The sequence below is a fragment of the Candidatus Poriferisodalis sp. genome (assembly GCF_965208485.1).
GTDB lineage: Bacteria > Actinomycetota > Acidimicrobiia > Acidimicrobiales > Poriferisodalaceae > Poriferisodalis.
Window position 1 is genome coordinate 1776877 of sequence record NZ_OZ242344.1, and the last position, 19979, is coordinate 1796855.

Here is a 19979-nt window from a genome sequence, read left to right on the forward strand (position 1 = left end):
AGTGCGGCTGGTCATCGCTCGCTGCACGGTCGACTATTCAGGCCGGCTCGATGCGCACCTGCCCGAGGCTGTACGCCTGATCATGGTGAAGGCCGACGGCTGCGTCGCCATTCATGCCGACGGCGGCGCCTACAAGCCGCTGAACTGGATGAACGCCCCGAACCGGCTCGTCTGCGAGCCGGACGTGTGGCGCGTGACGAACGAACGGGGCGAGCGCCTCGAGATCCAATTGGCAGAGGTGCTCAGCGACACCACACACGCCTTCGGTGCCGACCCGGGCCTCGAGCGGGACGGGGTCGAGGCGCATCTGCAGGAGCTCGTGGCCGCGCATCCCGAGACGCTGGGCGACCACACCGTGCTGGTGCGCCGCGAGTACCCGACCGACATCGGTCCCGTCGACCTGCTGTGCCGCGACAGCGACGGCGGCACGCTGGCGGTGGAGATCAAGCGGCGGGGCGAGATCGGCGGGGTCGAGCAGCTCTGCCGCTATCTCGACTACCTGAACCGGGATGCTCGCCTCGCGCCGGTGAACGGCGTCTTCGCCGCACAAGAGATCAAACCCCAAGCGCGGGTGCTGGCGGCTGATCGAGGCATCCGCTGTGTCGTGCTCGACTACGACGAACTCCGCGGCATGACCAGCGACGCCCTCAAGTTGTTCTAGCCCTCCCGCCGCGCGAGGCGGCGCCGACAGCTAGGCGTAGATGCACAGTCCGTTGTCGATGACTACGCGAGCTTCGTCGGTGTCCTTCTGGGCGATGGTGCGGTAGATCGCTCGGCCCTCGCCGTCGTCCCACACTTGGACGGTCAGCGAATCGCCGGGGAACACCGGCGCCGAGAACCGCGAGTCCATCGAGCGGAAGCGTGACGGGTCGCCCTCGCACAGGGTGTGCAACAGTGCCCGACCGGTGAACCCGTAGGTGCACAGCCCATGCAGGATCGGCTTGGGAAAGCCTGCGAGCTCGGTGGCGAACCACGGGTCGCTGTGGAGCGGGTTGTAGTCGCCGCTCAGACGGTACGTGAGGGCCTGATCGGGACGAGTCTGGTAGGTGACCTCGTAGTCGGGGTCACGGTCGGGCGCGCTGACCAGCGAGGCCGTGCTGCCTGCCTCGCCGCCGAATCCGCCGGAGCCGCGGATCACGACCGAGCTTCGCAGCTCGAACAGCACATCGCCGCTGTCGGAATCGACTGCCGAGGCCTCGGTGTCGATGATTGCGTTGCGGCCCTCGCCCTTGTCCCACATGCCCGCGATGCGGTCGGTGATCTCCACGCTGCCTTCGGTGGGGATCGGCCGGTGCACGGTGATGCCCTGGCTTCCGTGAAGCAGCTTGCCCCAGTCGATGTCGCCGGCCTGGGCCATCGCTCCGCCGGCGCCGAAGCCGATCACGACACCCTGGGTCGGGAATGCCCTGTGGGTGATGTTCTTGGAATTGTGGGTCGTGAACTCCAGCTCGGACCCGAACGGATCCTCGGCGCCGGCGCCGATGCCGACGGCGTAGAGCAGCGAGTCTCGAAATGTCCACGCCCTGGTGGTCGTCTTGCCGGTCGCTCCGACCGCGTCTGGATTGAGTCCCATGCCTGTTGTCCTCTCTGATCTGTTCGAGTCTGTTGGAGTCTTGCCGGGTTCGGAGAGCGCGAGTGCCGACTGCTCAGTCGGCCACGCCGCCGTCGGCAGGCTGCCCGTTCATGCCGCTGTTGAGGCGAGCGTCGCGCACCAGCTGCCGGGCCGCTTCGCCGATGCGGGTGGGGTCGTCGATGGCGTCCACTGTCGGCCCGCGCTCCCAGCCTTCGGCGACGGCGAGCATCCGCCCCGATGCCTCGAAGATCCGGCCGCTCACTCCGGCCGCGTCTTCCGAGCAGAGCCAAGTGACGATCGGCGCGATGTAGCGCGGGTGCATGAGCGCTTGGTCTTCCTCTGAGGCTTGGCCCATGCCCAAGTCCTCGGTCATGCGTGTCAGCGCACCCGGTGCCACGGCGTTGACGCGTACGCCGTAACGGCCCAGTTCGCGCGCTGCGATGATCGTGAAGGCTGCAATGCCCATCTTGGCGGCGCCGTAGTTGGTCTGGCCAGGGTTGCCGTAGATGCCCGAGACCGAGGTGGTGTTGACGATCGAGGCGTCGACCTGCTCGCCCGCCTTCGACTTCTCCCGCCAGTAGGAACCGGCCCAGCGTGCGGGAGCGAAGGTGCCTTTGAGGTGCACCTTGATCACGGCGTCCCACTCGGCCTCGGTCATGTTGACGAGCATGCGGTCGCGCAGGATGCCTGCGTTGTTGACGATGCCGTGGAGATCTCCGAAGGTCTCGACGGCCTGGTTCACCAGCCGCTGAGCGCCCTCCCAATCGGAGACATCGTCGCCGTTGGCAACGGCCTCCCCGCCCATCGCCGCAATCTCCGCGACTACCTCATCAGCGGGTCCGGTGTCGGCGCCAGTGCCGTCTCGGGCGCCGCCGAGGTCATTGCAGACCACCTTTGCCCCATGGGAGGCGAGCATGAGACAGTGCTCGCGCCCTATGCCCCGGGCACCCCCGGTCACGATGACGACCCGACCTTCGCACAGCTTGCTCATGGTGTCCTGCGTCCCTTCTTGGCCGCCTGCTGCTGTCCTCTTGCGGCACCGCTGAACCGTCGCACATGCGGTGACGACGGCTCGGAGTATCGCACAGACACCTGGTCTTCGCAGGTTTCGCTTGCCACACGCGCTGTTGCTTCGCACGCCCGCGCCGACTCTCGGCTGGTACGGGCTCGCGGCCCGCTCGGACTCAGGACTCAGACCCGCCAACTGACGTTCCAAGCTGACGCTCCGCGGCCTTGTGCGACCCGTACGCTCAACCCTCGTGCAATGGTCGTCGTGGGCGCCCAAGTGGTCGATCATCAGCGCGACGGCGATCTTGGTCTCGGCGATCGCTGCAACCGCCGTCCTCTCCGTCAGGGACTCAGCAGACGCACCCGCGCCGACGGCCCCGGCAACGACCGACGGACCTGCCCCGACCCAAGTGCCGCCGGTCATTCCGGCCCCTGAAACCGGCACGCCCACCGAGGTGAGTCCTGATGCACTGCAGCTCCGCATCGCCAGGCTTGCAGCAGAGTTGGCTGCCACGCCAGTGCTCGTGCGTACTGACGTCGGGGAATTGCAGCTGACCATCGCCGACCTCGGCATCACGCTCGAGAGCGACGCCACCTACAACGCCGTCAAGGAACGGCGATCCGCGAGCACCGGGTCAGATGCGGGCTCGGCGGCCGAGCCGTGGTCGGCGCTGTCGGCAGATCCGCAGTTCTCCGAGCGCCGGTTCCGCGTCGAGCGCCCCGTGGCCCGCGCCGTGCTCGCAGGCGCCACCGAGCTCGGCGTGACGGCCACTCCCCCATCCATCATCGTCGTCGACAACAGCCTGGCGGTCGACTTGGGCCGACCCGGCCAAGTGGTCGACGCCGACGCAATCGTCGACCAAATCCTCGAGGGCATTGCACGCGCCTACGCCCGAATCGAGATTGCTGCCCGACTGCAGCAGAGCCAGCCGCTGGAAATCACGCCCGAACTGCAGCAGGCGGTCGACGAGGCTCACGAGCGATACGGGCGCAATCTCGTCGTGACCTACAAGGACCACTCACACGAGCTCACGCTCGAAGCAATCGCCGGCTGGTTGACGCTGGACCCGAATGCGTCGCCTCCGATGATCAGCTTCAGCACCGAAGGCGTCGGCCCGTATTTCGAGGAGGTCTTCTCGGCGCAATCTGCCGCGGTCACCACCGCGGCCATGACCGTTGTCGACGGTGTGCCGACGGTTGTGGCGAGCGATGGCGCCCAAGCGTGCTGCGCAGATGAGGCCGGCACCCTGACCGCTGAGGCCTTGCTGTCGGGCGTCGAGGGTCCGATCGCTCTGCCGTCGCGCCCGGCAGTCAGCCGGGAAGAGCAGACCTACCTGGAGTCGCTCGGGATCGTCGAGCTCGTCGGCGCCTTCACCACCAAGCACGCCTGCTGCCAGTCCCGTGTGACCAACATCCAGCTCTTCGCCGACCTCATGCGGGGCGTGGTGGTCGAAGGAGGCCAGAGCCTTTCGTTGAATGGGCATGTCGGCAAGCGCACCGAGGAGAAGGGCTTCGTCGAAGGCGGCTTCATCGAGAAAGGCGTCGTCATAGATGACATCGGGGGCGGGGTCTCGCAATTCGCCACCACGATCTTCAATGCGCTGATTCACGCTGGCATGGACATCGACGAGTACCAGACGCATTCGCTGTACCTCAGCCGTTACCCCTACGGACTCGACCCGACCATCTCCTATCCCAAGCCTGATCTCCGATTCACCAACCCGACTCCCTACGGCATCCTGATCTGGCCTGCCTACACCGACACGTCCATCACCGTGGAGATCTATTCGACTCGCAATGTCGTGGTGACGATCGGAGAGCCCGAGGAGGAGACGCGGGAGTTCTGCCGACGTGTCCGCACGGATCGGACGCGGATGTTCTCCGACGGGACCACCGACACGGACACGTTCCATGCTCGCTACCGGCCCGAGGAAGGCCGCAACTGCGACGGCACCCGTTCGGTGCCGAGGCGGTGCATCGACCCGCTGCTGGCACCTGATGAGACCGCAGAAGAGGGAGCCGCTGGAGAAGAACAGGCGCGGACGGGGCTGTCGGAAGCGACCGAGGACGCGGACGACGGGGTGGTCGAAGACGGCAGCGAGCGTGCCGACGGGTCAATCGTCGAGTGCCCCCCGCTCGAATGCGTCGAGAAGCCTGGAGAACGCGACTCCGAATTGCCTAGATACCCCGACGATCCGTGCCTCGATGTCGACCTCGAAGCGCTCGCCCAGGACGACGAGTCGGGCGAAAGCCCTGGGTTCGAGGGTGATGGGCCGGATGGCAACGGCACCGGCGATGCAAGCGATCCGGGCGGCAGCACGCCGGAGGGGGGCACACCCGATGACACCGACGACTCGCAGGACGAGCCGTCCGGCGATGAAGTCGGTGCCGACGAGACCACTGAGCCCGCGCGGTCATGAGGCGATGACCGCAGTCGACGTTCTCGTCGTGGGCGCTGGCCCGGCGGGTGCATCCGCAGCCGTGTGGGCTCGACGCGCCGGCCTCGATGTGGTGGTCGCCGACCGGGCGGCGCAGGGACGCGACAAGTGCTGCGGGGACGGACTCACCACCCTCGCGCTGCGCGAGCTCGAGTGCTTGGGGCTGCGGCCCGCACTGCTGGACTCATGGATGCAGGTCGAGACCGCCTGTGTGCGCGCACCGGGGGGTCGCATCATCCGGCTGCCGCTGCCGGGCGGGCGGGGGCAGTTCGCCGCCGTCTGCCGCCGCACCCAGCTGGATTCGGCACTCGTCGACCTCGCGGTCGCATCAGGTGCTGATGTCCGGCTTGGCACTGCCTTCGCTGGATTCACCGATCCCGGCGACAGCGCGAGCGTCGCATCGATCCGCCTCAGCGACGACGATCTCATCACGGCTCGATTCGTCGTCGCCGCCGACGGCGTCTACTCCGCCGTCCGCAAAGCGCTCGGCATCGGTCCTGCGCGTTACCGGGGGGACTGGCACGCATTCCGCGGCTATCTGCGAGCGAGCGGCGAAGCGGCTCGCCGCATGTGGGTGTGGTTCGAACCGGACCTGCTTCCCGGCTACGCTTGGTCGTTCCCTCTCGGGGACGGCCGAGTCAATGTCGGCTTCGGCATTCCCCGCAAGACCGGCCAGCCCCGCAAGACCGGCCAGCGCAGTTCGGCGAGCGGCACCGGCACCCTCGTCGGCACAGAGGTTGCAGCCGTCTGGGCCGGTCTCACCGAGCGCCCGCACATCGCCGGCGTACTCGGCCCCCACGAACCCGATGGGACGACACGAGCATGGCCGATCCCGGCGCGCCTCGGCGGGCTGTCGTTGGCACATGGGCGGGTGCTGATCTGCGGTGACGCTGCAGCGGCCGCGGACCCGCTGACCGGCGAGGGCATCGGCCAAGCGATCCAGATGGGGCGCATGGCAGCAAGCGCGATTGCGCGTGGCGGCCCCCCGCACAGCGTCGCCGCTCGCTACGTGGCCGGCGCGCAAGCCGAGTACGCGCTTGACCACCGACTGGCTCGAGGCCTCAGCCGGATCTTGGCCCATGAACGACTCGCCGAGGTCGCGCTGGGAATGGTCGATGCGACGGGCTGGACCCAGCGGCAATTCGCCCGCTGGATGTTCGAGGACTATCCCCGGGCAGCTGTCGCCACCCCTCGCCGTTGGAATCGGGGCATGACCAATGCGCGAGGTGCCTACGCGTCCGAAGCGGTTGCAGTTGCGCCCGTGCCCTCACGTTCGCCAAGCTAGGCGGGTGACGGACGCAACTACGTTCGACAGCACGTTCGAGCCGGGCATCGACAACCGGCATTGCCGGTTCACCCGCGAGCAATGGGCGAAGCTGCGGGACGCAACCCCGCTCTCGTTGACTGAGGCGGAACTCGAGGCGCTCGCCGGACTCGTCGAGCCGGTGACGCTCGACATGGTGCGAGACATCTACCTGCCCCTGTCGCGGCTGCTGAACCTGCGAGTTGCCGCGAAGCGGCAGCTGCGTGCGACGACCGAGGGCTTCTTCGGCAGGGTGCTCCCGCCGAGGCCGTACCTGATCGGCATCGGCGGGAGCGTCTCCGCGGGCAAGAGCACGACAGCGCGCATCCTCCAAGCCGTCCTGGCCTCCTGGCCCGATCATCCTGAAGTCGACCTGGTCACCACGGACGGGTTCCTGATGCCGAACGCTGAGCTGACCCGGCGCGGCATTCTCGGCCGCAAGGGCTTCCCGGAGTCGTACCGGCGCGGCGACTTGCGGGATTTTCTGCGGCGGATCTCGAGCGGTGAACCCGATGTCGCTGCGCCGGTGTACTCGCACATCATCTACGACGTCACCGACAAGGTTCAGCTCATCAACCACCCGGACATCCTCATCGTCGAGGGCTTGAACGTGCTGCAGACCGGTCCTCCCTCGAACACGCCCTTCGTGTCGGACTTCTTCGACTTCACGATCTACGTAGACGCCGAAGCCGAAGACCTCGAGGAGTGGTATGTCGAGCGCTTCCAGCAGCTTCGCAAAACCGTGTTCCGCGAGCGCTCGGCCTACTTCGCCCAGTTCGCGGACCTGCCGCCGTCTGCCGCCGACGCCGTCGCCCGCACGATCTGGCGCTCGATCAATTTGGTGAACCTGCAAGAGAACATCCTCCCCACACGCGCACGAGCCGATCTGGTGCTTGCCAAGGGTCACGACCACGTCATCGACCACGTCGAGCTCCGGTACCACTAACCGCCGACGAGCCGATCTCCCGACGATCGATGGACACCGTGAACCCTCCTGCCCCAGGCCAGCCCGCCCCCGAGCGCATGCCGGACTGCACGTTCTGCTCGATTGCGGCGGGCGACATTCCGGCGCTGCGCTTCTACGAGGACGACCATGCGGTGGCGTTCATGGACCGCCTGCCGATGACCGTGGGACATTGCCTGGTCATCCCCCGCCGCCACGTCACCGATGTGTGGGATCTCACCGATGAGGATGCGGCACACATCATGCAGGCAGCGCGTCGGGTGGCGGAACTGGTGCGCGAGCGGCTGGCGCCGGCGGGCGTGAACTTGCTCAACAACAACGGCGCCGCTGCAGACCAGACGCAGTTTCACTTCCATATCCATGTGATCCCCCGGTACGGGCGGGATCGGCTGCTGCACCCGTGGGAGCGACTGTTTGCCCCGGCCGGCGAGATCGAATCCGCGTACCGGAAGCTCAGTGCAGCGGCTCCTGAAGCCCGGGCGACTGCCGCGCCTCCGAGCTAGCGTCGGGTGCCATGAACGACCGCTATGCCCCCTTTGCTGCGTTGCAAGTCGTAGGTCCCGACGGCGACGGCGTGCTGGAGATCGTCATCGACACGCCGGGCCGGCTGAACTCGGTCGACGCCCCGAAACACCTGGCGTTGGCCGATGTCTGGCGGGCGGTCGACACCGATCCCGACACCAGGGTGGCGGTGATCCGCGGCGCCAACGGCACCTTCTCCGCCGGCGGCGACCTGGACATGATCCAAGAGATCATGGACGACTTCGAGACACGCCAGCGAGCCCTGCGTGAGGCTCGGGACATCGTCTACAACATGATCAACTGCTCCAAGATCATCGTGTCGGCGATCGAGGGCGTCGCAGTCGGAGCCGGCCTGGCGGCGGCACTCATGGCCGACATCTCGGTCGCCGGACGCAGTGCGCGCATCGTGGACGGTCACACCAGGCTGGGCGTCGCCGCGGGCGATCACGCCGCGATCGTGTGGCCGATCCTGTGCGGCATGGCGAAGTCGAAGTACTACCTGCTGACCTGCGACACCATCACGGGCGCCGAAGCCGACGAGATGGGCCTGGTCAGCAAGGCGGTCGACGATGACGCTGTGATCGACGAGGCGTTCGCCATAGCTCGCCGGCTGGCCAAGGGCAGCCAGAGCGCGATCCGCTGGACGAAGCACAGCCTGAACAACTGGATGCGGATGGCCGGGCCGATCTTCGACACCTCCGCCGCTCTCGAAATGCTGGGCTTCTCAGGCCCCGATGCGCGGGAGGGTCACGCCGCCATCGTCGAGAAGCGCCGCCCGAACTTCACCTGATCGCCTGCACCTGATCGCCTGCAGTGGTGCAGAGAAGCCGAGAGAGGCCGAAAGAGGTCGAGAGAGGGCCATGACAAAGCTGGATCCCCCTGACGAGGACCATCTCACCGCACATGAGCAGGTTGCGCCGATGGCGACCGAGAACACCGGCCCGCTGCAAGGCGTCCGCATCATCGACTGCACCCACGCCTTGGCCGGACCCTGGTCGACGATGATGCTGGCCGATCTCGGGGCTGATGTCATCAAGGTGGAGCCGCCGCGAGGCGAGCTGGCGCGCAAGATGGCGCCCTTCACCCGCGAGGACACCGAGCGCAACTTCGGCGCCGGGTTCGCCAACTACAACCGCAACAAGCGCGGCGTCGTGCTCGATCTGACCGACGACGACGACCGCGAGAAGTTCCTGCAGCTCGTCGACACCGCTGATGCGCTGGTGGAGAACATGCGCGCGGGGGTGATGGACGGGCTCGGGGTCGGCTGGGAGGTGCTCCACGAGCGCAATCCCCGGCTCGTGTACGGCGCCATTCGAGGCTTCGGCGATCCACGGTCGGGCGAGAGTCCGTATGTCGACTGGCCGGCGTACGACGTCGTGGCCCAAGCCATGTCCGGCATGGTCTCGGCCACCGGCAGCGGCCCCGACGATCGGCACGTGGTGGGTCCCTACATCGGCGACACGTACCCCGGCACGATCGGCGCCATGGGGGTGCTGGCGGCGTTGTTCCATGCGCAACGGACCGGCGAGGGGCAGTTCGTGGACGTCTCGATGGTGGACGCAGTGATGGCCCTCAGCGAGGTGGGCGTCACTCGCTACAGCGTGTTGGGCGAACCCGACACGCCCCCCAGCGGCAACAAGAACCAGTTCATCGTGCCGTTCGACATCTTCGAGACTTCAGACGGTGCCATCGCCATCGGCGCTCCCACCGACAATCACTGGCGCGAGCTGGCTGTTGCCATGGGCCGACCCGAGTGGGCCTGGGCGGAAGAGACCCGCACGTTGCGGGCGCGATACCACCACCGCGACGAGATCATCGCTGCGCTGACGCAGTGGGCCGCAGCACTCACGAACGCTGAGGTCATCGCCGCGATCGGGGGCAAGGTGCCCTGCGGACCGGTGAACCATCCAATCGACTTGTTCAGCGATTCGCACGTCGCCGCCCGCGACATGCTCGTTGCGGTTGACCAGCCCGTCGGGCGGCCGATCGTGCAGATCGCCCCGCCGATCCGCATGAGCGCTACACCGCCGGGCATCTACCGCCGTGCCCCCAAGCTGGGCGAGCACAATGACCAGGTTCTCGCAGGGCTCGCCGAACCGCCGGAGGGGGCATCCGGCGTCAGCCCCGACTGAGTGCCCCAGCGTCGGGGACGGTTCGTCGGGCCGCTCCGGAAGAACCGTTGCAGAGCGATACGACGGGGTGTCCCCTCGCAGGTAGCGTGACCATGATGGGCAGACGCAAGCGTCGGATGCCGGCGGCGCGGTCGAGGCCGTCGGGCTTCGAGCCGATCGTCGCCGGACAGGTCTCACCCCGGCGTGCAGTGCCGAGCAACATCGCACTGCCGCCCTACGCGCTCAGCGGCCGCTCAGGTCCGGCCCCGCACAATGTCGAGCCCTCCGACGGCGCCACGATCGAAGCGATGCGGTTGGCAGGCTCGGCGGCACGCCGTGTGCTGGCGGCTGTAGCCGCGGAGATCGCGCCGGGGGTCACGAGCGACCATCTCGACGAGGTCTGCCACGAGGCGTGCATTGCCGAGGGCGGCTATCCGAGCCCACTCAACTACAACGGCTACCCCAAGTCGCTGTGCACCTCGGTCAACGAGATCATCTGCCACGGCATACCTGACGACCGGGCCCTGCGAGACGGCGACATCGTGAACTGCGACGTGACGATCTTCGTGGGCGGCGTTCACGGAGACCACTCCGAGACGTTCGCCGTCGGCGAGGTGGATGCGTCCTCGCAGCGACTCGTCGAGGTGACGCGCGAGTCCATGTATCACGGCATAGCGGCGGTCCGGCCAGGCGCACGAGTGTGCGACATCGGCAAGGCCATCCAGGCGCGTGCCGAGGCAGAGGGCTACGGCGTCGTGCGTGAGTTCGTCGGCCACGGCATCGGGCAGATCTTCCACCGGCTCCCCAACATCCCGCACTACTACGACCCTGCCGCACGCACCGAGCTGGTCGAGGGCATGACGTTCACCGTGGAGCCGATGATCACTATGGGCATGCCGCGTGCCCAGCTCTGGCCAGACGGCTGGACGGCAATGACCGCTGACCGCAGCCGCACTGCCCAGTTCGAGCACACGGTGGCAGTGACCGTCGGCGGCACGGAGCTGCTGACCGTGACCGCGGAGGAGCCCCAGCCGTTCCTGGGAGGCGAGGTGCAGGAGCGCCTTGACCCGGACAACTGGCCCCAGCAGCTGAGCACCGCGTCGGCACGGGCCGGCTGAGTCATGTCCCGGGCGCGCGCCGTGGCGGCGGCTGCGTGCGCGGCCACCGTGCTGTGCGTTGCCGCGGTGTGGGCCTCGGGCTGCGAGACCGAGCCCGAGGCCGAGCCGATCCCGACCACGCTGCCCGTGCTCACCACGCTGCGACCCCAGCTCACGACCACGACCATCGCCCCGCCCCCGCCCCAGCGCCACATCTACGTCGTCCAGCCAGGCGACACGCTCAGCAAGATCGCAAACGGGTTCGACGTGACAGTGCAGGCACTCATGGAAGAGAACGGCAAGGAGGACACGCTGCTGCGCATCGGCGAGCAGCTCGTCATCCCGCCGACGGTCGTCGGCGCCGACACGTCTCAGTGACGGCTTCACTTGCGGTTGTTCGAGACTGGGCTCGGGGTGTGACAGCGGTCGCGATGGGCCTCGCCTTCGCCGGGGCGGTGAGCGGCTGCTCGCTGCTGCCCGGCGCATCACGTACCGATGTCTCTGCCACGACGGCGGCGCCGGCTGCTGTTCCCACAACGACCACCACGGAGCCGGAGCTGCTGACGCCCTACACGGTGGTGCGCGGGGACACGCTCATCCAGATTGCCGATCGGCACGGCATTCATCTCAACGACTTGGTGCGGGTCAACAACATCGCCGATCCCACGTTGATCCGGGTGGACCAAGTCCTGCTGATTCCCCCGCCTCCGGATCCGAATTCCGGGCCGCTGCTCACCATTGCGCCCGCCACCGATCCGGTCCTTCCGCCGCTGCTGCCGACCACCACGGCACCGCCGATCACCGTTGCGGGGTCTGGTTGATGTCAGCGGCGCAACGGCTTGCGCGCTTCGACGGCGCCGTCGACCGCTGGTGGGAGGTCATGAGAGGGCGCAAACTGGTCGATCGCGTCATGTACGGCGCTTCGGATGTCGGCGAATTCAGCCAGATCTGGCATGTCCTGGGCGCGATCCGGGCACTGGCACCACGCCGGGAAGCTTCCGATGCGCTTCGCTTCAGCGCGCTCATGGCACTCGAGTCGCTGGTCGTGAACCAAGGCGTCAAGCGGCTCTTTGCCCGTCGCAGGCCAGGCACGGCGGCGGAGAACCCGACCCACCACCGGCTCCGTCAGCCGATCAGCTCGAGCTTTCCCTCAGGCCACGCGTCGGCGGCGTTCTGCGCGGCAGTTGTGCTGTCGCGCGGTTCCCGGCTCGGGCCGCTGTACCGACTCGCGGCTGTCATCGTGGCGGCCTCGCGCATTCATGTGCGCCTGCATCACGCCAGCGATGTCATCGCCGGCGCAGCGCTCGGCGAAGCAATCGGGCGGTTCGCTGTCCGTCTGATGCGCCGCTGAATTCAGGCCCGAGCGACGCCCTGAGAACCCTTGGAGGCGGCGGGCGCTGCAGCAGCTTCGTCGCCGCGGCGCAGCAGCGTGCGCACGTCGAGCAGCACGTCGGTGACCTCCACTGAGGAGACCAGCTCGCGACTGAAGAAATCGCCCAGTGCATGGTCGATGACCTCGAGCGCGTCGGAGATGATCCGGGGTTCAGCGGTCCGAGTCGGTTCGGTGGTCTCGGTCATCTGTGCTCCCTCGGGGCGCTCGGCACCTCTGCAGGCGACGTTGCCGGTTGTGTCGCTCACCCTATCTCGCACTCGCGGCTCGTCACCGTCAGCACGGCGAGCCGCCGCCCGATCGCCCGATCGCCCGATCGCCCGATCGCCCGATCGCGATGATGCGTGAGTACGTGGCGCCGCTGCGCGAGTGCCTGAGCGGGGAGGCCGTGACCGACGAGACCATCACTGCGTTCGCGAGCGCGTTCGTCTGATTCGCCGGGACGCTGCGAGCAGGTTCAGCTCAATCTGCGGCGACAACCCCTACGGGGCAGACTTGGCCGGTGCTGCCCAGGCCGCAATAGCCCCACGGGATCTTGTGCAGGTACTGCTGGTGGTAGTCCTCGGCGTAGTAGAAGGATCCGGCCAGGCAGATCTCGGTGGTGATGGCGCCCAAGCCGGCATCGTCGAGCACGGCCTGGAACATGTCCCTCGACGATGTGGCAGTCGCCAGTGCGTCCTCGTTCGCGACGTAGATGCCCGAGCGGTACTGGGTGCCGATGTCGTTGCCCTGTCGCATGCCTTGGGTCGGGTCGTGGCCCTCCCAGAACGCCTTGAGCATCGCCTCGAGGCTCGTGACCGCCGGATCGAACACTGCGAGCACGGCTTCGGTGTGGCCGGTCAGGCCCGAGCACACCTCCTCGTAGCTGGGATTCGGCGTGATGCCGCCGGCGTAGCCCACGGCGGTGGTGTAGACGCCCGGAAGCTGCCAGAAGATGCGCTCGGCACCCCAGAAGCAGCCCATGCCGACCACGATCTGCCTGAATCCCTCGGGGAATGGCGGCGTCATCGGCGTGCCGAGCACGACATGCGCCGGTGCCACGGGCATCGTCTGGCTGCGTCCCGCCAGCGCACCCTCAGCGTCCGGCAGCTCCAGCTTCCTCGACCACAACGCCACGGCTCTTCCTCCTGCTGTGCCTCAAACGCTACTGGCGGCGGACCATCCGGGCTGCGCGGACGACCCATGCCCGCAGCACTCCACAGCGCTGCCCCGTAGTGTCGGGCGCATGAGCGAATCGCTGATCCCGGCCGAGACGCTGGAACGCGTCGGCGAGGAGACGGTGTTCTCGGTGTTCTCGGGCACGGCGACGTCGGTGGACTGCGAGACGGGGATCGTCGAGTCGGAGATTGCCGAAGCACACCTCCGACGGGAGACCGGGGAGGACTTCGGTCGTGACCCGGCCGAGATCGGCACCCAGACGATGCTGGCGTCGCCGCCGCGCAGCGAGCGGGACAAGGAGTTCTGCACCGATCTGGATGCCGTGGCCGAGCGGGCTGCGGTGATCAACACGTTGGGCTTTGATTGGGCCTCGGTGAACGCCACCGCCATCTTCCGGGCCGGTTCCCGATCGGTGGAGGCGAGATCGACCGGCTCGATGAGATCATCACCCGCATCCGGGCCGAGACCGGCTGAGCAGACCGGCTGAACAGAGAGCCGAACGAACAGAAGGACAGACACCGCAATGAGCGAACGAGAACTGATTGTCGACAACCTCAAGGCCTGCTGGGCGAGCTGCAACGAGCTCTACGGCTCGCTCGAGGGCGACCAGTGGGACGTGCAGTCGCACTGCCCCGACTGGACCACCCACGGCGTGCTGGCCCACCAAGTATCCGTGGAGCAGGCGCTGTCGGGCTGGCTGCCCGAATCGGTAGAGACGCCGCCGCCCTTCGGGGATGTCGCGGGGTACGTCACCGCAGCGATGGCCATGAGCGGGCCGGAACTCGCGGCGCTGGCCGCGGAGGTCTGGGCCGGGCGCGTCGCAGAGCTCGAGGCGCTCGACGACGAGGTGTTCGCCCGCGGTTCGATCACCCCGGTGGGTCCGGGCACCTACAGCCGCTTCATGGCGATCCGCGAATTCGACCACTGGATGCACGAGCGCGACTGCCGCACGCCCTTGGGAATGCCGACCGGCAACGGCGGGCCTGCCGCCGAGATGGCACTGAACGAGGTGCACCTGTCCATCGGGTACATCGCCGGCAAGCGAGTCGGGCTGCCCGACGGCGCCACCATGCGCTTCGACATCACCGGCGCTGTCGAACGCGATGTCTACGTGCAGGTCGACGGCCGGGCCCGCGAGGTCGACCACGTCGAGAATCCCGACGTGACGTTGCACTGCGACTCGATGGCGTTCATGGATCTCGCCTGCGGGCGCATCGACCCCGAAGGCCCGATTGCCGCAGGACTGGTCACGTGGTCGGGCGACGCCGAGATCGGCGCCCACGCCGCCCGCAACCTGCGCTTCACGATGTAGCCGGCAACCTGTGCCGCTGCTTGTTGAGCGAATCAGGTTTGTTCGGCGAGCAGTTCGGTCAGATCGTCTTGTACGCCCAGCTCGGCTGCCCATCGGTGCATGTAACTGACGTCGAGAACGTTAAGCGCTTCGAGGACCGTCTCGCCAGAATCGGGCACCAGGAGGACCACGATGTCCACATCGCGGGTCATCCGGGCCGTCCCCCACGCCGCCGCGGCCGTGGAGCCGACCACGATGTAGTCCAAGCCGGCAGACTCGAGGGCACCGACCGTGCGCTCCAGCGCGGCAGTGAGATCGATCAGGGTTCGATTCCCGCGGAATCAGGCCAGACTTCGCCGGCGAGCTCGGGGCCGTAGCGGGCAACGACGAGACCCAAGAAGACTTCGCGGTCGTCGTAGTCGGGGTGACGCATTCGCACCGACCTCTCCTCCATGACCGCACCCGCCTCGTTGAGCTGGCGCCATTCCTCGAGACGCTGCGGAACGCTGCGGGCGCGGATGGCGTCCATCTGGCGCCGCCAAACATGCTCGGGCGTGTCGGCGGGACGTCCGGAGGGGTTGCGGCGCGCCGTCACGGCTTGGATCGTAGTGAGTCCCTGTGACAGCCAGCTGTATCCGGCGAAGCGGCGCGCTCGGATCCGCACACTCGTCCACCCATGTGGGGCGCCGGTTCTCCACGTCGATCACGACCGGCTCCCACACCCACGGCACGTCATCGACCGCTTCCGCATCCTGCTCTCCAGCGCCCAAGCAGCGGCGGCTGCGTGCGTGCCGACGGGCGAGGACTATTCGTGGCCCACCCCAACGACGGCGGTCGAAGATGCCTACAGCCAGATCATGGCCAGTCACGTACTGGCGACGCTGCGCGCCCGCAATGACATGAGTCTCGGACAGGTCGCCGAGCGGCGCGGCGTGTCCAAGCCCGCAGTGCATCAGCTCGAGAACCGGCCGCCCAACAGCAGCCGCCGGCTCACTCCCCCATGGTTCGCTTGAGGAATTCGTCGAACAGGGGGACCGTGAAGGCCGTGTCGCCATGTGCCGGGCTGTACAGCATGCCCTTGGAGATGAGCCCCGACCTGCGGGGCGCTACCGACGTGACGAGGACGCCGAGCGCGTTCGCGATGTCGCCGGAGCGGTGCGGGCCCGGTCCGAGGTCCGCCATGGCTCGCAGGTACTGCCGTTCCTTCGGCGTCAGGCGGTCGAAGCGCACTCCGAAGAAGTCCCGGTCGAGGGTCTCGACCACCGTCGGCACTGTGGCTTGTACGTCGTCGAGCGTGATCGGGCTCTTCGGCGCCGCGTTCCAGGCGTGGTAGCCCCACTCCTGCACGAAATAGGGGTAGCCGCGAGCCAACTCCACGATGGCGTCGGCGGCCTCAGGCGTGAACTCGACCTCGTGGTCTGCCGCCGGGATCGTCAGCGCTGCGCGGGCATCAGTGCTGTCGAGCACGTCGATCTCGGGAAACGTGAAAAGCCGTTCGGTGTAGGTACGTGCCCGTCCGGCGAGGCCCCGCAGCTGCGGCAAGCCAGCAGCCAACAGCAGCACCGGGAGGTCGAGCTGCGAGGTTCGGTGCACGGCACCGATGACAGCCCCCATCTCCTGCGCGCTGAGATACTGCGCCTCGTCCACAGCAAGCACGACACCCGTCCCGCATTCAGCAGCCGCCTCTCCCGTGGCCACGAGCAGATCGGCAAGATCCTCGTCCAGAACGCCGGAGTCTGCGATGCCTTGTGTCGCCTCCACGCCGACGGAGATGCTCGTGCCGTCCGGCAACCGCAGCGAAAATGCCCTCAGCGCGCCGAGCGCACGCGTGACCGCGCGGCGCACTGGTGTTGTCGCCAGCTCGAGAAGGACGCGGCGAAGCCGTATCGCAAGCTGGCCGGCGAAGCTGCCCGAGTCCGTCGCCTCGATGAAGGCCGTGCGGACTCCCTCATCAGAGGCGATCTGCAGAAAGCGGTTGAGCAGCACGGTCTTGCCGACTCCTCGCAGCCCGAGCGGCATGCAGCTCTTGCCGGGCTGCCCAGCAATGGTCCTGCGGAGCGTGACGCCGAATTCGTCGATCAGTTCGTCTCGGCCGACAAGCGCTCCAGGCGCCGTGCCTGCGCCGGGGCGGAACGGGTTGAGCAGTCGGTCCATGGATTTCCCTTGCCCATGTCGTGTCTCAGGTGCGGACCCGCGATGGCATCACGTTGCGCAGAGAGTTTCAATAGAGATTACAGCGAATTATGCTGCTTACTGCTGCTGCAAGTAATTTCTGTCAATTGCTGAGGGGGCGATCAACTGATCGGCCCGTCGTGGTCCATGCCTGAGGATTTTCTGCGGACACGATGCGCTGTTCGGCGAGCGCGGACATGGCCAGAGCGTGCGATCTTGCGAGGCTGGCCGCAGGCTTGGTGGAGGTCCTTTTGGTGCGCTCTGGCGACGGTGCCATCCGCTGCGAGGTACCGGCCGAATCGGCGTGGGCGACGCCGCGGCCGGCGGTGCGGCTAGTGCCGTGTCAAGCAACCTTCGCTGTGGCGGGGATCGCTGGAGGGCCTGCTCGCAGGCGAAGCGACGGCGCCAGCAACCGCGCAAACGTTTGCTGACGCGGCGCTAGTTGTTGGTGAAGGTGACGGTGTATTCGGTGCGGGGGTTCGATCGGGTGTAGTCGGCTCGCTGGGTGCTGGTCAGGCCCGACAGGGTGCAGCGGGTGGTGCTGTCGGTGTTGTGGGTGTACAGCGGGCCGGCCTCGACGCTGATGTAGTGGATGCCCTCGAAGGTGAACTGCTCGCGCAGCCCGCCGTGGTCGTAGTAGGGGTCCCAGGCGGCGGTGATGCGCGTCGCGTTCGACCACTCGCTCTCGCCGCGGATCCACGGAACCCCCACGTCGTTGATCGTGGGGGACTGGTACATGCGCACCCGCAGACAGCCCGCCGACGCGGTCTGGGTGACCGTCACGGTGTTGTAGTCGTGCATGCTCATCCACGCCCGGAACCAGTCGCTGTCGCCGTCACGGTCCACCGTCGCCGACACCGCCGCCTCTCCGGCGTCGGCGCTCACGAACCCCGGCGTGAACAGATGCCGGCGCAGCCGCCAGCGCCACCCGTCGGTGCCGGGCAGGTCCTCGCCGGGGGCCTCCCCCACGGGATCCTCGGCCTCGCCCCACGCATACAGCGTGTAACGCGACCCCAAATACGCGCTCGGCGGCTGGTTGAGCGAGCCGTCATGGGCAGACAGATGGAGCGCCTCGTTCTCGAAATTGGCCGCCGTGCGCACATAGTCCGAAGCGGCCTGGGTGAACCAATGCTCCCAGGAGCCGCTGGTGCGGGAAAAGCCCCCCGCAACCCCGAAGTCATGAAGGCTTATCATCCCCTCCGAAGCGACGTCGAAGTCGACGTTAATGTTGGAGATAAACGGCCTGACGTCGTTGAGCAGCGACCCGCCGATGTCGTGCATCCTGAGCGTGAACTGGTTGCGGCGGCCCGCCTCGAGCCCCTCCACCCGCACCAGCTGCGCGCCCGCGCCGGTCGTGAGCGCGCCGAGCGTGAAGCTGTCGTGCAAGAACCCCTCCACGCTCGACCCCACCGCCACCGTCGCCGCGTCCGCAGCGACCTCAGCGCCCAGAGAATGAACGGTGGTGCTGCGCAGGTCGGTCACCGCCACCGTGTAGGTGGACAGCACCACATACGCCTCCCGGAGCCCGCATCTGTGGCAGCGATCCACCAGCGCACCAGCGGGCGCCGACGCCGGATCCGACACCACATCGCTGTAGAACGCCCACACCCCACCCGACAGATGCGACAGCTCCACCCCCACGAAATAATCCCCATCCGACGGCGGCGAAAAATAAGCGCGACCACGCGCAAAGCCCCCCACGCTGTGCAACTGATAATCGTCATCGCCGCCGCTGCCGTCGTTGTCGAGCCGCGTCGAGTCGGCGTCGTAGATGCCCACGATCGCCGCACGCCGGGCGCTGCCGCCCCCACGCTGCTCGCCCAGCACATCAACCACATACACCCGGCCCGCCTCCAGACCCGTCATCTTGAACCAGTCCACATCACGCGACCGATGAAACGCAGCCACCACACTGCGCGACGCCTCATTAGCAGGCTCGTCGAACTGCTCCCCGTACACCGCCAACGCAACCCGGCTATTTGAGGTCGACCTGTCCCAGGCGTCCCCGATCCCGCGAGACAGGAAGTAATCCCATATGGAGAAGCCGGGACCGTCCTGGTTGTCCGAGAGGACCGCAAACGCCGCCGGCCTTCTGCTCACCCCCGATGTGGTCGACTCGGCCGCGCCGCTCTCCACATGTCGCAGCACCAGCCAGTAGGTGTCGCCCTGCTCGAGGACGGCGCCTTCGGGCGCGCTGAACCGGTAGGTGCGGAAGTCGGTGTCGGCGTCGGTGAGATAGTCCGCCGGCGGGGTCAGCTCCCACAGCACCTCACCGGGAAGATGGCCCTGGGAGGCGTGAATCGTCACACGGCCCCGGTTCCGTATGCTTGACTGCCGTCGCCTCATCTGCAGCTCGACCGCCTCGAGCCTCCAGCTGCCCGAGGAAGGGTCCAACTGGAACGCCTGCGCCGTCCCACCCGCAAAAGATCCAAGAACTTGGCTGCCCCCACCTGCGGTGCCGTACGCGAAGTTGGTGACCAGCGGGGTCTCTGCGTTCTGGGGGGCGGCGATGAGCGGCTCGGGGTCGACGAACTCGACCAGCACCGGCTCGATCAGCACCGGCTCGGCGCGTGCTTGGGGCAGCGCGGGCGTGGCAGCGCTGAGGGCGCCAGAGGCGGGCCCGGTTCCGGTGCCGTTGTAGGCCTGCACGGCGTAGTGCAGCGTCTGGCCCGGCGGCGTGGTCGTGTCGGTGTAAGTGGTCACCTCAGCGGCGAGGCCGTCCGCGATCACCGCCAGCTCGTCAGGCCGGGGGCCGCGCCACACCCGATAGCCCTCCACGGGGCCGCCCTCGACAGGCGCGGCCCACCACAGCGTCACCGCCCCGAACGGGCCCAGCGCAGTGCCCGTCAGCCGCGGCGCGCCCGGCAGCGGCACCGTGTCGGCGATCTCGACGGTGGCCAGACCAGCACAGGCAATCGAGTCATCGCGTTCTGTGGTGTGGAGCTGCTGGGT

Annotated in this window: 22 protein-coding genes; 14 read left to right on the plus strand and 8 right to left on the minus strand. The window is 67.6% G+C overall.

The window, feature by feature from the left end; genetic code table 11:
- Window position 1 precedes the first annotated feature (1 nt).
- Window positions 2-661 carry an endonuclease NucS gene (gene nucS / locus ACOGXQ_RS08200; RefSeq protein WP_419946917.1) on the plus strand — a complete coding sequence of 220 codons (660 nt, stop codon included), beginning with the start codon at window positions 2-4 and terminating at the stop codon, window positions 659-661.
- Window positions 662-691: 30 nt separating this feature from the next.
- Here the strand turns inward: nucS and ACOGXQ_RS08205 are convergent, their stop codons facing one another.
- Both ACOGXQ_RS08205 and ACOGXQ_RS08210 read right to left on the minus strand, forming a co-directional pair.
- The gene (locus ACOGXQ_RS08205) at window positions 692-1573 is read right to left on the minus strand and encodes a MaoC/PaaZ C-terminal domain-containing protein (protein ID WP_419946918.1); all 882 of its coding nucleotides are present in this window, start codon (window positions 1571-1573) and stop codon (window positions 692-694) included.
- A 73-nt stretch (window positions 1574-1646) separates the two neighbouring features.
- The gene (locus tag ACOGXQ_RS08210; protein ID WP_419946919.1) at window positions 1647-2564 is read right to left on the minus strand and encodes an SDR family oxidoreductase; all 918 of its coding nucleotides are present in this window, start codon (window positions 2562-2564) and stop codon (window positions 1647-1649) included.
- Window positions 2565-2832: 268 nt separating this feature from the next.
- Between ACOGXQ_RS08210 and ACOGXQ_RS08215 the strand changes: the two genes are divergently transcribed.
- The 10 genes from ACOGXQ_RS08215 to ACOGXQ_RS08260 all read left to right on the plus strand — a co-directional run bounded on the left by ACOGXQ_RS08215 (window position 2833) and on the right by ACOGXQ_RS08260 (window position 12367).
- Window positions 2833-5001 (plus strand): VanW family protein, encoded by a 2169-nt coding sequence (locus ACOGXQ_RS08215; protein ID WP_419946920.1) that lies wholly within the window; start codon window positions 2833-2835, stop codon window positions 4999-5001.
- Window positions 5002-5005: 4 nt separating this feature from the next.
- A complete protein-coding gene (locus ACOGXQ_RS08220) occupies window positions 5006-6304 on the plus strand; it encodes an NAD(P)/FAD-dependent oxidoreductase (protein ID WP_419946921.1) in 1299 nt (432 codons plus the stop codon).
- 4 nt (window positions 6305-6308) lie between these two features.
- On the plus strand, window positions 6309-7268 hold the full coding sequence (coaA, locus tag ACOGXQ_RS08225) for a type I pantothenate kinase (RefSeq protein ID WP_419946922.1): 960 nt from the start codon (window positions 6309-6311) through the stop codon (window positions 7266-7268).
- Window positions 7269-7297: 29 nt separating this feature from the next.
- Window positions 7298-7789, plus strand: a complete 492-nt coding sequence (locus ACOGXQ_RS08230; protein ID WP_419946923.1) for an HIT family protein — start codon at window positions 7298-7300, stop codon at window positions 7787-7789.
- An 11-nt stretch (window positions 7790-7800) separates the two neighbouring features.
- Window positions 7801-8598 carry an enoyl-CoA hydratase/isomerase family protein gene (locus ACOGXQ_RS08235; RefSeq protein WP_419946924.1) on the plus strand — a complete coding sequence of 266 codons (798 nt, stop codon included), beginning with the start codon at window positions 7801-7803 and terminating at the stop codon, window positions 8596-8598.
- A gap of 70 nt (window positions 8599-8668) precedes the next feature.
- The gene (locus ACOGXQ_RS08240) at window positions 8669-9940 is read left to right on the plus strand and encodes a CaiB/BaiF CoA transferase family protein (protein WP_419946925.1); all 1272 of its coding nucleotides are present in this window, start codon (window positions 8669-8671) and stop codon (window positions 9938-9940) included.
- A gap of 95 nt (window positions 9941-10035) precedes the next feature.
- On the plus strand, window positions 10036-11037 hold the full coding sequence (gene map / locus ACOGXQ_RS08245) for a type I methionyl aminopeptidase (RefSeq protein ID WP_419946926.1): 1002 nt from the start codon (window positions 10036-10038) through the stop codon (window positions 11035-11037).
- Between the two features lie 3 nt (window positions 11038-11040).
- The gene (locus tag ACOGXQ_RS08250) at window positions 11041-11394 is read left to right on the plus strand and encodes a LysM peptidoglycan-binding domain-containing protein (RefSeq protein WP_419946927.1); all 354 of its coding nucleotides are present in this window, start codon (window positions 11041-11043) and stop codon (window positions 11392-11394) included.
- 38 nt (window positions 11395-11432) lie between these two features.
- Window positions 11433-11837 carry a LysM peptidoglycan-binding domain-containing protein gene (locus tag ACOGXQ_RS08255; protein ID WP_419946928.1) on the plus strand — a complete coding sequence of 135 codons (405 nt, stop codon included), beginning with the start codon at window positions 11433-11435 and terminating at the stop codon, window positions 11835-11837.
- Window positions 11837-12367, plus strand: a complete 531-nt coding sequence (locus tag ACOGXQ_RS08260; RefSeq protein WP_419946929.1) for a phosphatase PAP2 family protein — start codon at window positions 11837-11839, stop codon at window positions 12365-12367. Before ACOGXQ_RS08255 ends, ACOGXQ_RS08260 begins: the two co-directional genes overlap by 1 nt.
- 2 nt (window positions 12368-12369) lie before the next feature.
- Here ACOGXQ_RS08260 and ACOGXQ_RS08265 read toward each other — a convergent pair whose 3' ends face one another.
- Together ACOGXQ_RS08265 and msrA are read right to left on the minus strand one after the other, a co-directional pair.
- A complete protein-coding gene (locus tag ACOGXQ_RS08265) occupies window positions 12370-12594 on the minus strand; it encodes a hypothetical protein (RefSeq protein ID WP_419946930.1) in 225 nt (74 codons plus the stop codon).
- A 274-nt stretch (window positions 12595-12868) separates the two neighbouring features.
- Window positions 12869-13453: a peptide-methionine (S)-S-oxide reductase MsrA gene (gene msrA, locus ACOGXQ_RS08270; protein ID WP_419947365.1), complete on the minus strand. Its 585-nt coding sequence runs from the start codon at window positions 13451-13453 to the stop codon at window positions 12869-12871.
- Window positions 13454-13631: 178 nt separating this feature from the next.
- Here msrA and ACOGXQ_RS08275 point away from each other — a divergent pair, with 178 nt between their 5' ends.
- Both ACOGXQ_RS08275 and ACOGXQ_RS08280 read left to right on the plus strand, forming a co-directional pair.
- Entirely contained in the window at window positions 13632-14051 is a 420-nt protein-coding gene (locus ACOGXQ_RS08275) for a hypothetical protein (RefSeq protein WP_419946931.1), read from the plus strand.
- A 36-nt stretch (window positions 14052-14087) separates the two neighbouring features.
- The gene (locus tag ACOGXQ_RS08280; RefSeq protein ID WP_419946932.1) at window positions 14088-14876 is read left to right on the plus strand and encodes a maleylpyruvate isomerase family mycothiol-dependent enzyme; all 789 of its coding nucleotides are present in this window, start codon (window positions 14088-14090) and stop codon (window positions 14874-14876) included.
- Between the two features lie 32 nt (window positions 14877-14908).
- Here the strand turns inward: ACOGXQ_RS08280 and ACOGXQ_RS08285 are convergent, their stop codons facing one another.
- On the minus strand, window positions 14909-15121 hold the full coding sequence (locus ACOGXQ_RS08285; RefSeq protein WP_419946933.1) for a hypothetical protein: 213 nt from the start codon (window positions 15119-15121) through the stop codon (window positions 14909-14911).
- Between the two features lie 53 nt (window positions 15122-15174).
- Complete coding sequence (locus ACOGXQ_RS08290; RefSeq protein ID WP_419946934.1) at window positions 15175-15450, minus strand: hypothetical protein; 276 nt, start codon at window positions 15448-15450, stop codon at window positions 15175-15177.
- Between the two features lie 13 nt (window positions 15451-15463).
- On the opposite strand from ACOGXQ_RS08290, the gene ACOGXQ_RS08295 reads away from it, so the two are divergent.
- Complete coding sequence (locus tag ACOGXQ_RS08295) at window positions 15464-15868, plus strand: hypothetical protein (protein ID WP_419946935.1); 405 nt, start codon at window positions 15464-15466, stop codon at window positions 15866-15868.
- On the opposite strand, the gene ACOGXQ_RS08300 is transcribed toward ACOGXQ_RS08295, so the two are convergent.
- Complete coding sequence (locus ACOGXQ_RS08300) at window positions 15846-17009, minus strand: ATP-binding protein (RefSeq protein WP_419946936.1); 1164 nt, start codon at window positions 17007-17009, stop codon at window positions 15846-15848. The genes ACOGXQ_RS08295 and ACOGXQ_RS08300 overlap by 23 nt on opposite strands.
- 456 nt (window positions 17010-17465) lie before the next feature.
- Window positions 17466-19901, minus strand: a complete 2436-nt coding sequence (locus tag ACOGXQ_RS08305; protein WP_419946937.1) for a choice-of-anchor R domain-containing protein — start codon at window positions 19899-19901, stop codon at window positions 17466-17468.
- Between the last annotated feature and the right edge of the window lie 78 nt (window positions 19902-19979).

Bases quoted from the DNA above. Each gene is read 5' to 3' on its own strand.
- msrA (WP_419947365.1), bottom strand. From the start codon at position 13,453: ATGCCCGTGGCACCGGCGCATGTCGTGCTCGGCACGCCGATGACGCCG.
- ACOGXQ_RS08265 (WP_419946930.1), bottom strand. From the start codon at position 12,594: ATGACCGAGACCACCGAACCGACTCGGACCGCTGAACCCCGGATCATC.
- ACOGXQ_RS08205 (WP_419946918.1), bottom strand. From the start codon at position 1,573: ATGGGACTCAATCCAGACGCGGTCGGAGCGACCGGCAAGACGACCACC.
- ACOGXQ_RS08250 (WP_419946927.1), top strand. From the start codon at position 11,041: ATGTCCCGGGCGCGCGCCGTGGCGGCGGCTGCGTGCGCGGCCACCGTG.
- ACOGXQ_RS08260 (WP_419946929.1), top strand. From the start codon at position 11,837: ATGTCAGCGGCGCAACGGCTTGCGCGCTTCGACGGCGCCGTCGACCGC.
- ACOGXQ_RS08230 (WP_419946923.1), top strand. From the start codon at position 7,298: ATGGACACCGTGAACCCTCCTGCCCCAGGCCAGCCCGCCCCCGAGCGC.
- ACOGXQ_RS08240 (WP_419946925.1), top strand. From the start codon at position 8,669: ATGACAAAGCTGGATCCCCCTGACGAGGACCATCTCACCGCACATGAG.
- ACOGXQ_RS08280 (WP_419946932.1), top strand. From the start codon at position 14,088: ATGAGCGAACGAGAACTGATTGTCGACAACCTCAAGGCCTGCTGGGCG.
- ACOGXQ_RS08235 (WP_419946924.1), top strand. From the start codon at position 7,801: ATGAACGACCGCTATGCCCCCTTTGCTGCGTTGCAAGTCGTAGGTCCC.
- map (WP_419946926.1), top strand. From the start codon at position 10,036: ATGGGCAGACGCAAGCGTCGGATGCCGGCGGCGCGGTCGAGGCCGTCG.
- ACOGXQ_RS08275 (WP_419946931.1), top strand. From the start codon at position 13,632: ATGAGCGAATCGCTGATCCCGGCCGAGACGCTGGAACGCGTCGGCGAG.
- ACOGXQ_RS08220 (WP_419946921.1), top strand. From the start codon at position 5,006: ATGACCGCAGTCGACGTTCTCGTCGTGGGCGCTGGCCCGGCGGGTGCA.
- ACOGXQ_RS08210 (WP_419946919.1), bottom strand. From the start codon at position 2,564: ATGAGCAAGCTGTGCGAAGGTCGGGTCGTCATCGTGACCGGGGGTGCC.
- ACOGXQ_RS08300 (WP_419946936.1), bottom strand. From the start codon at position 17,009: ATGGACCGACTGCTCAACCCGTTCCGCCCCGGCGCAGGCACGGCGCCT.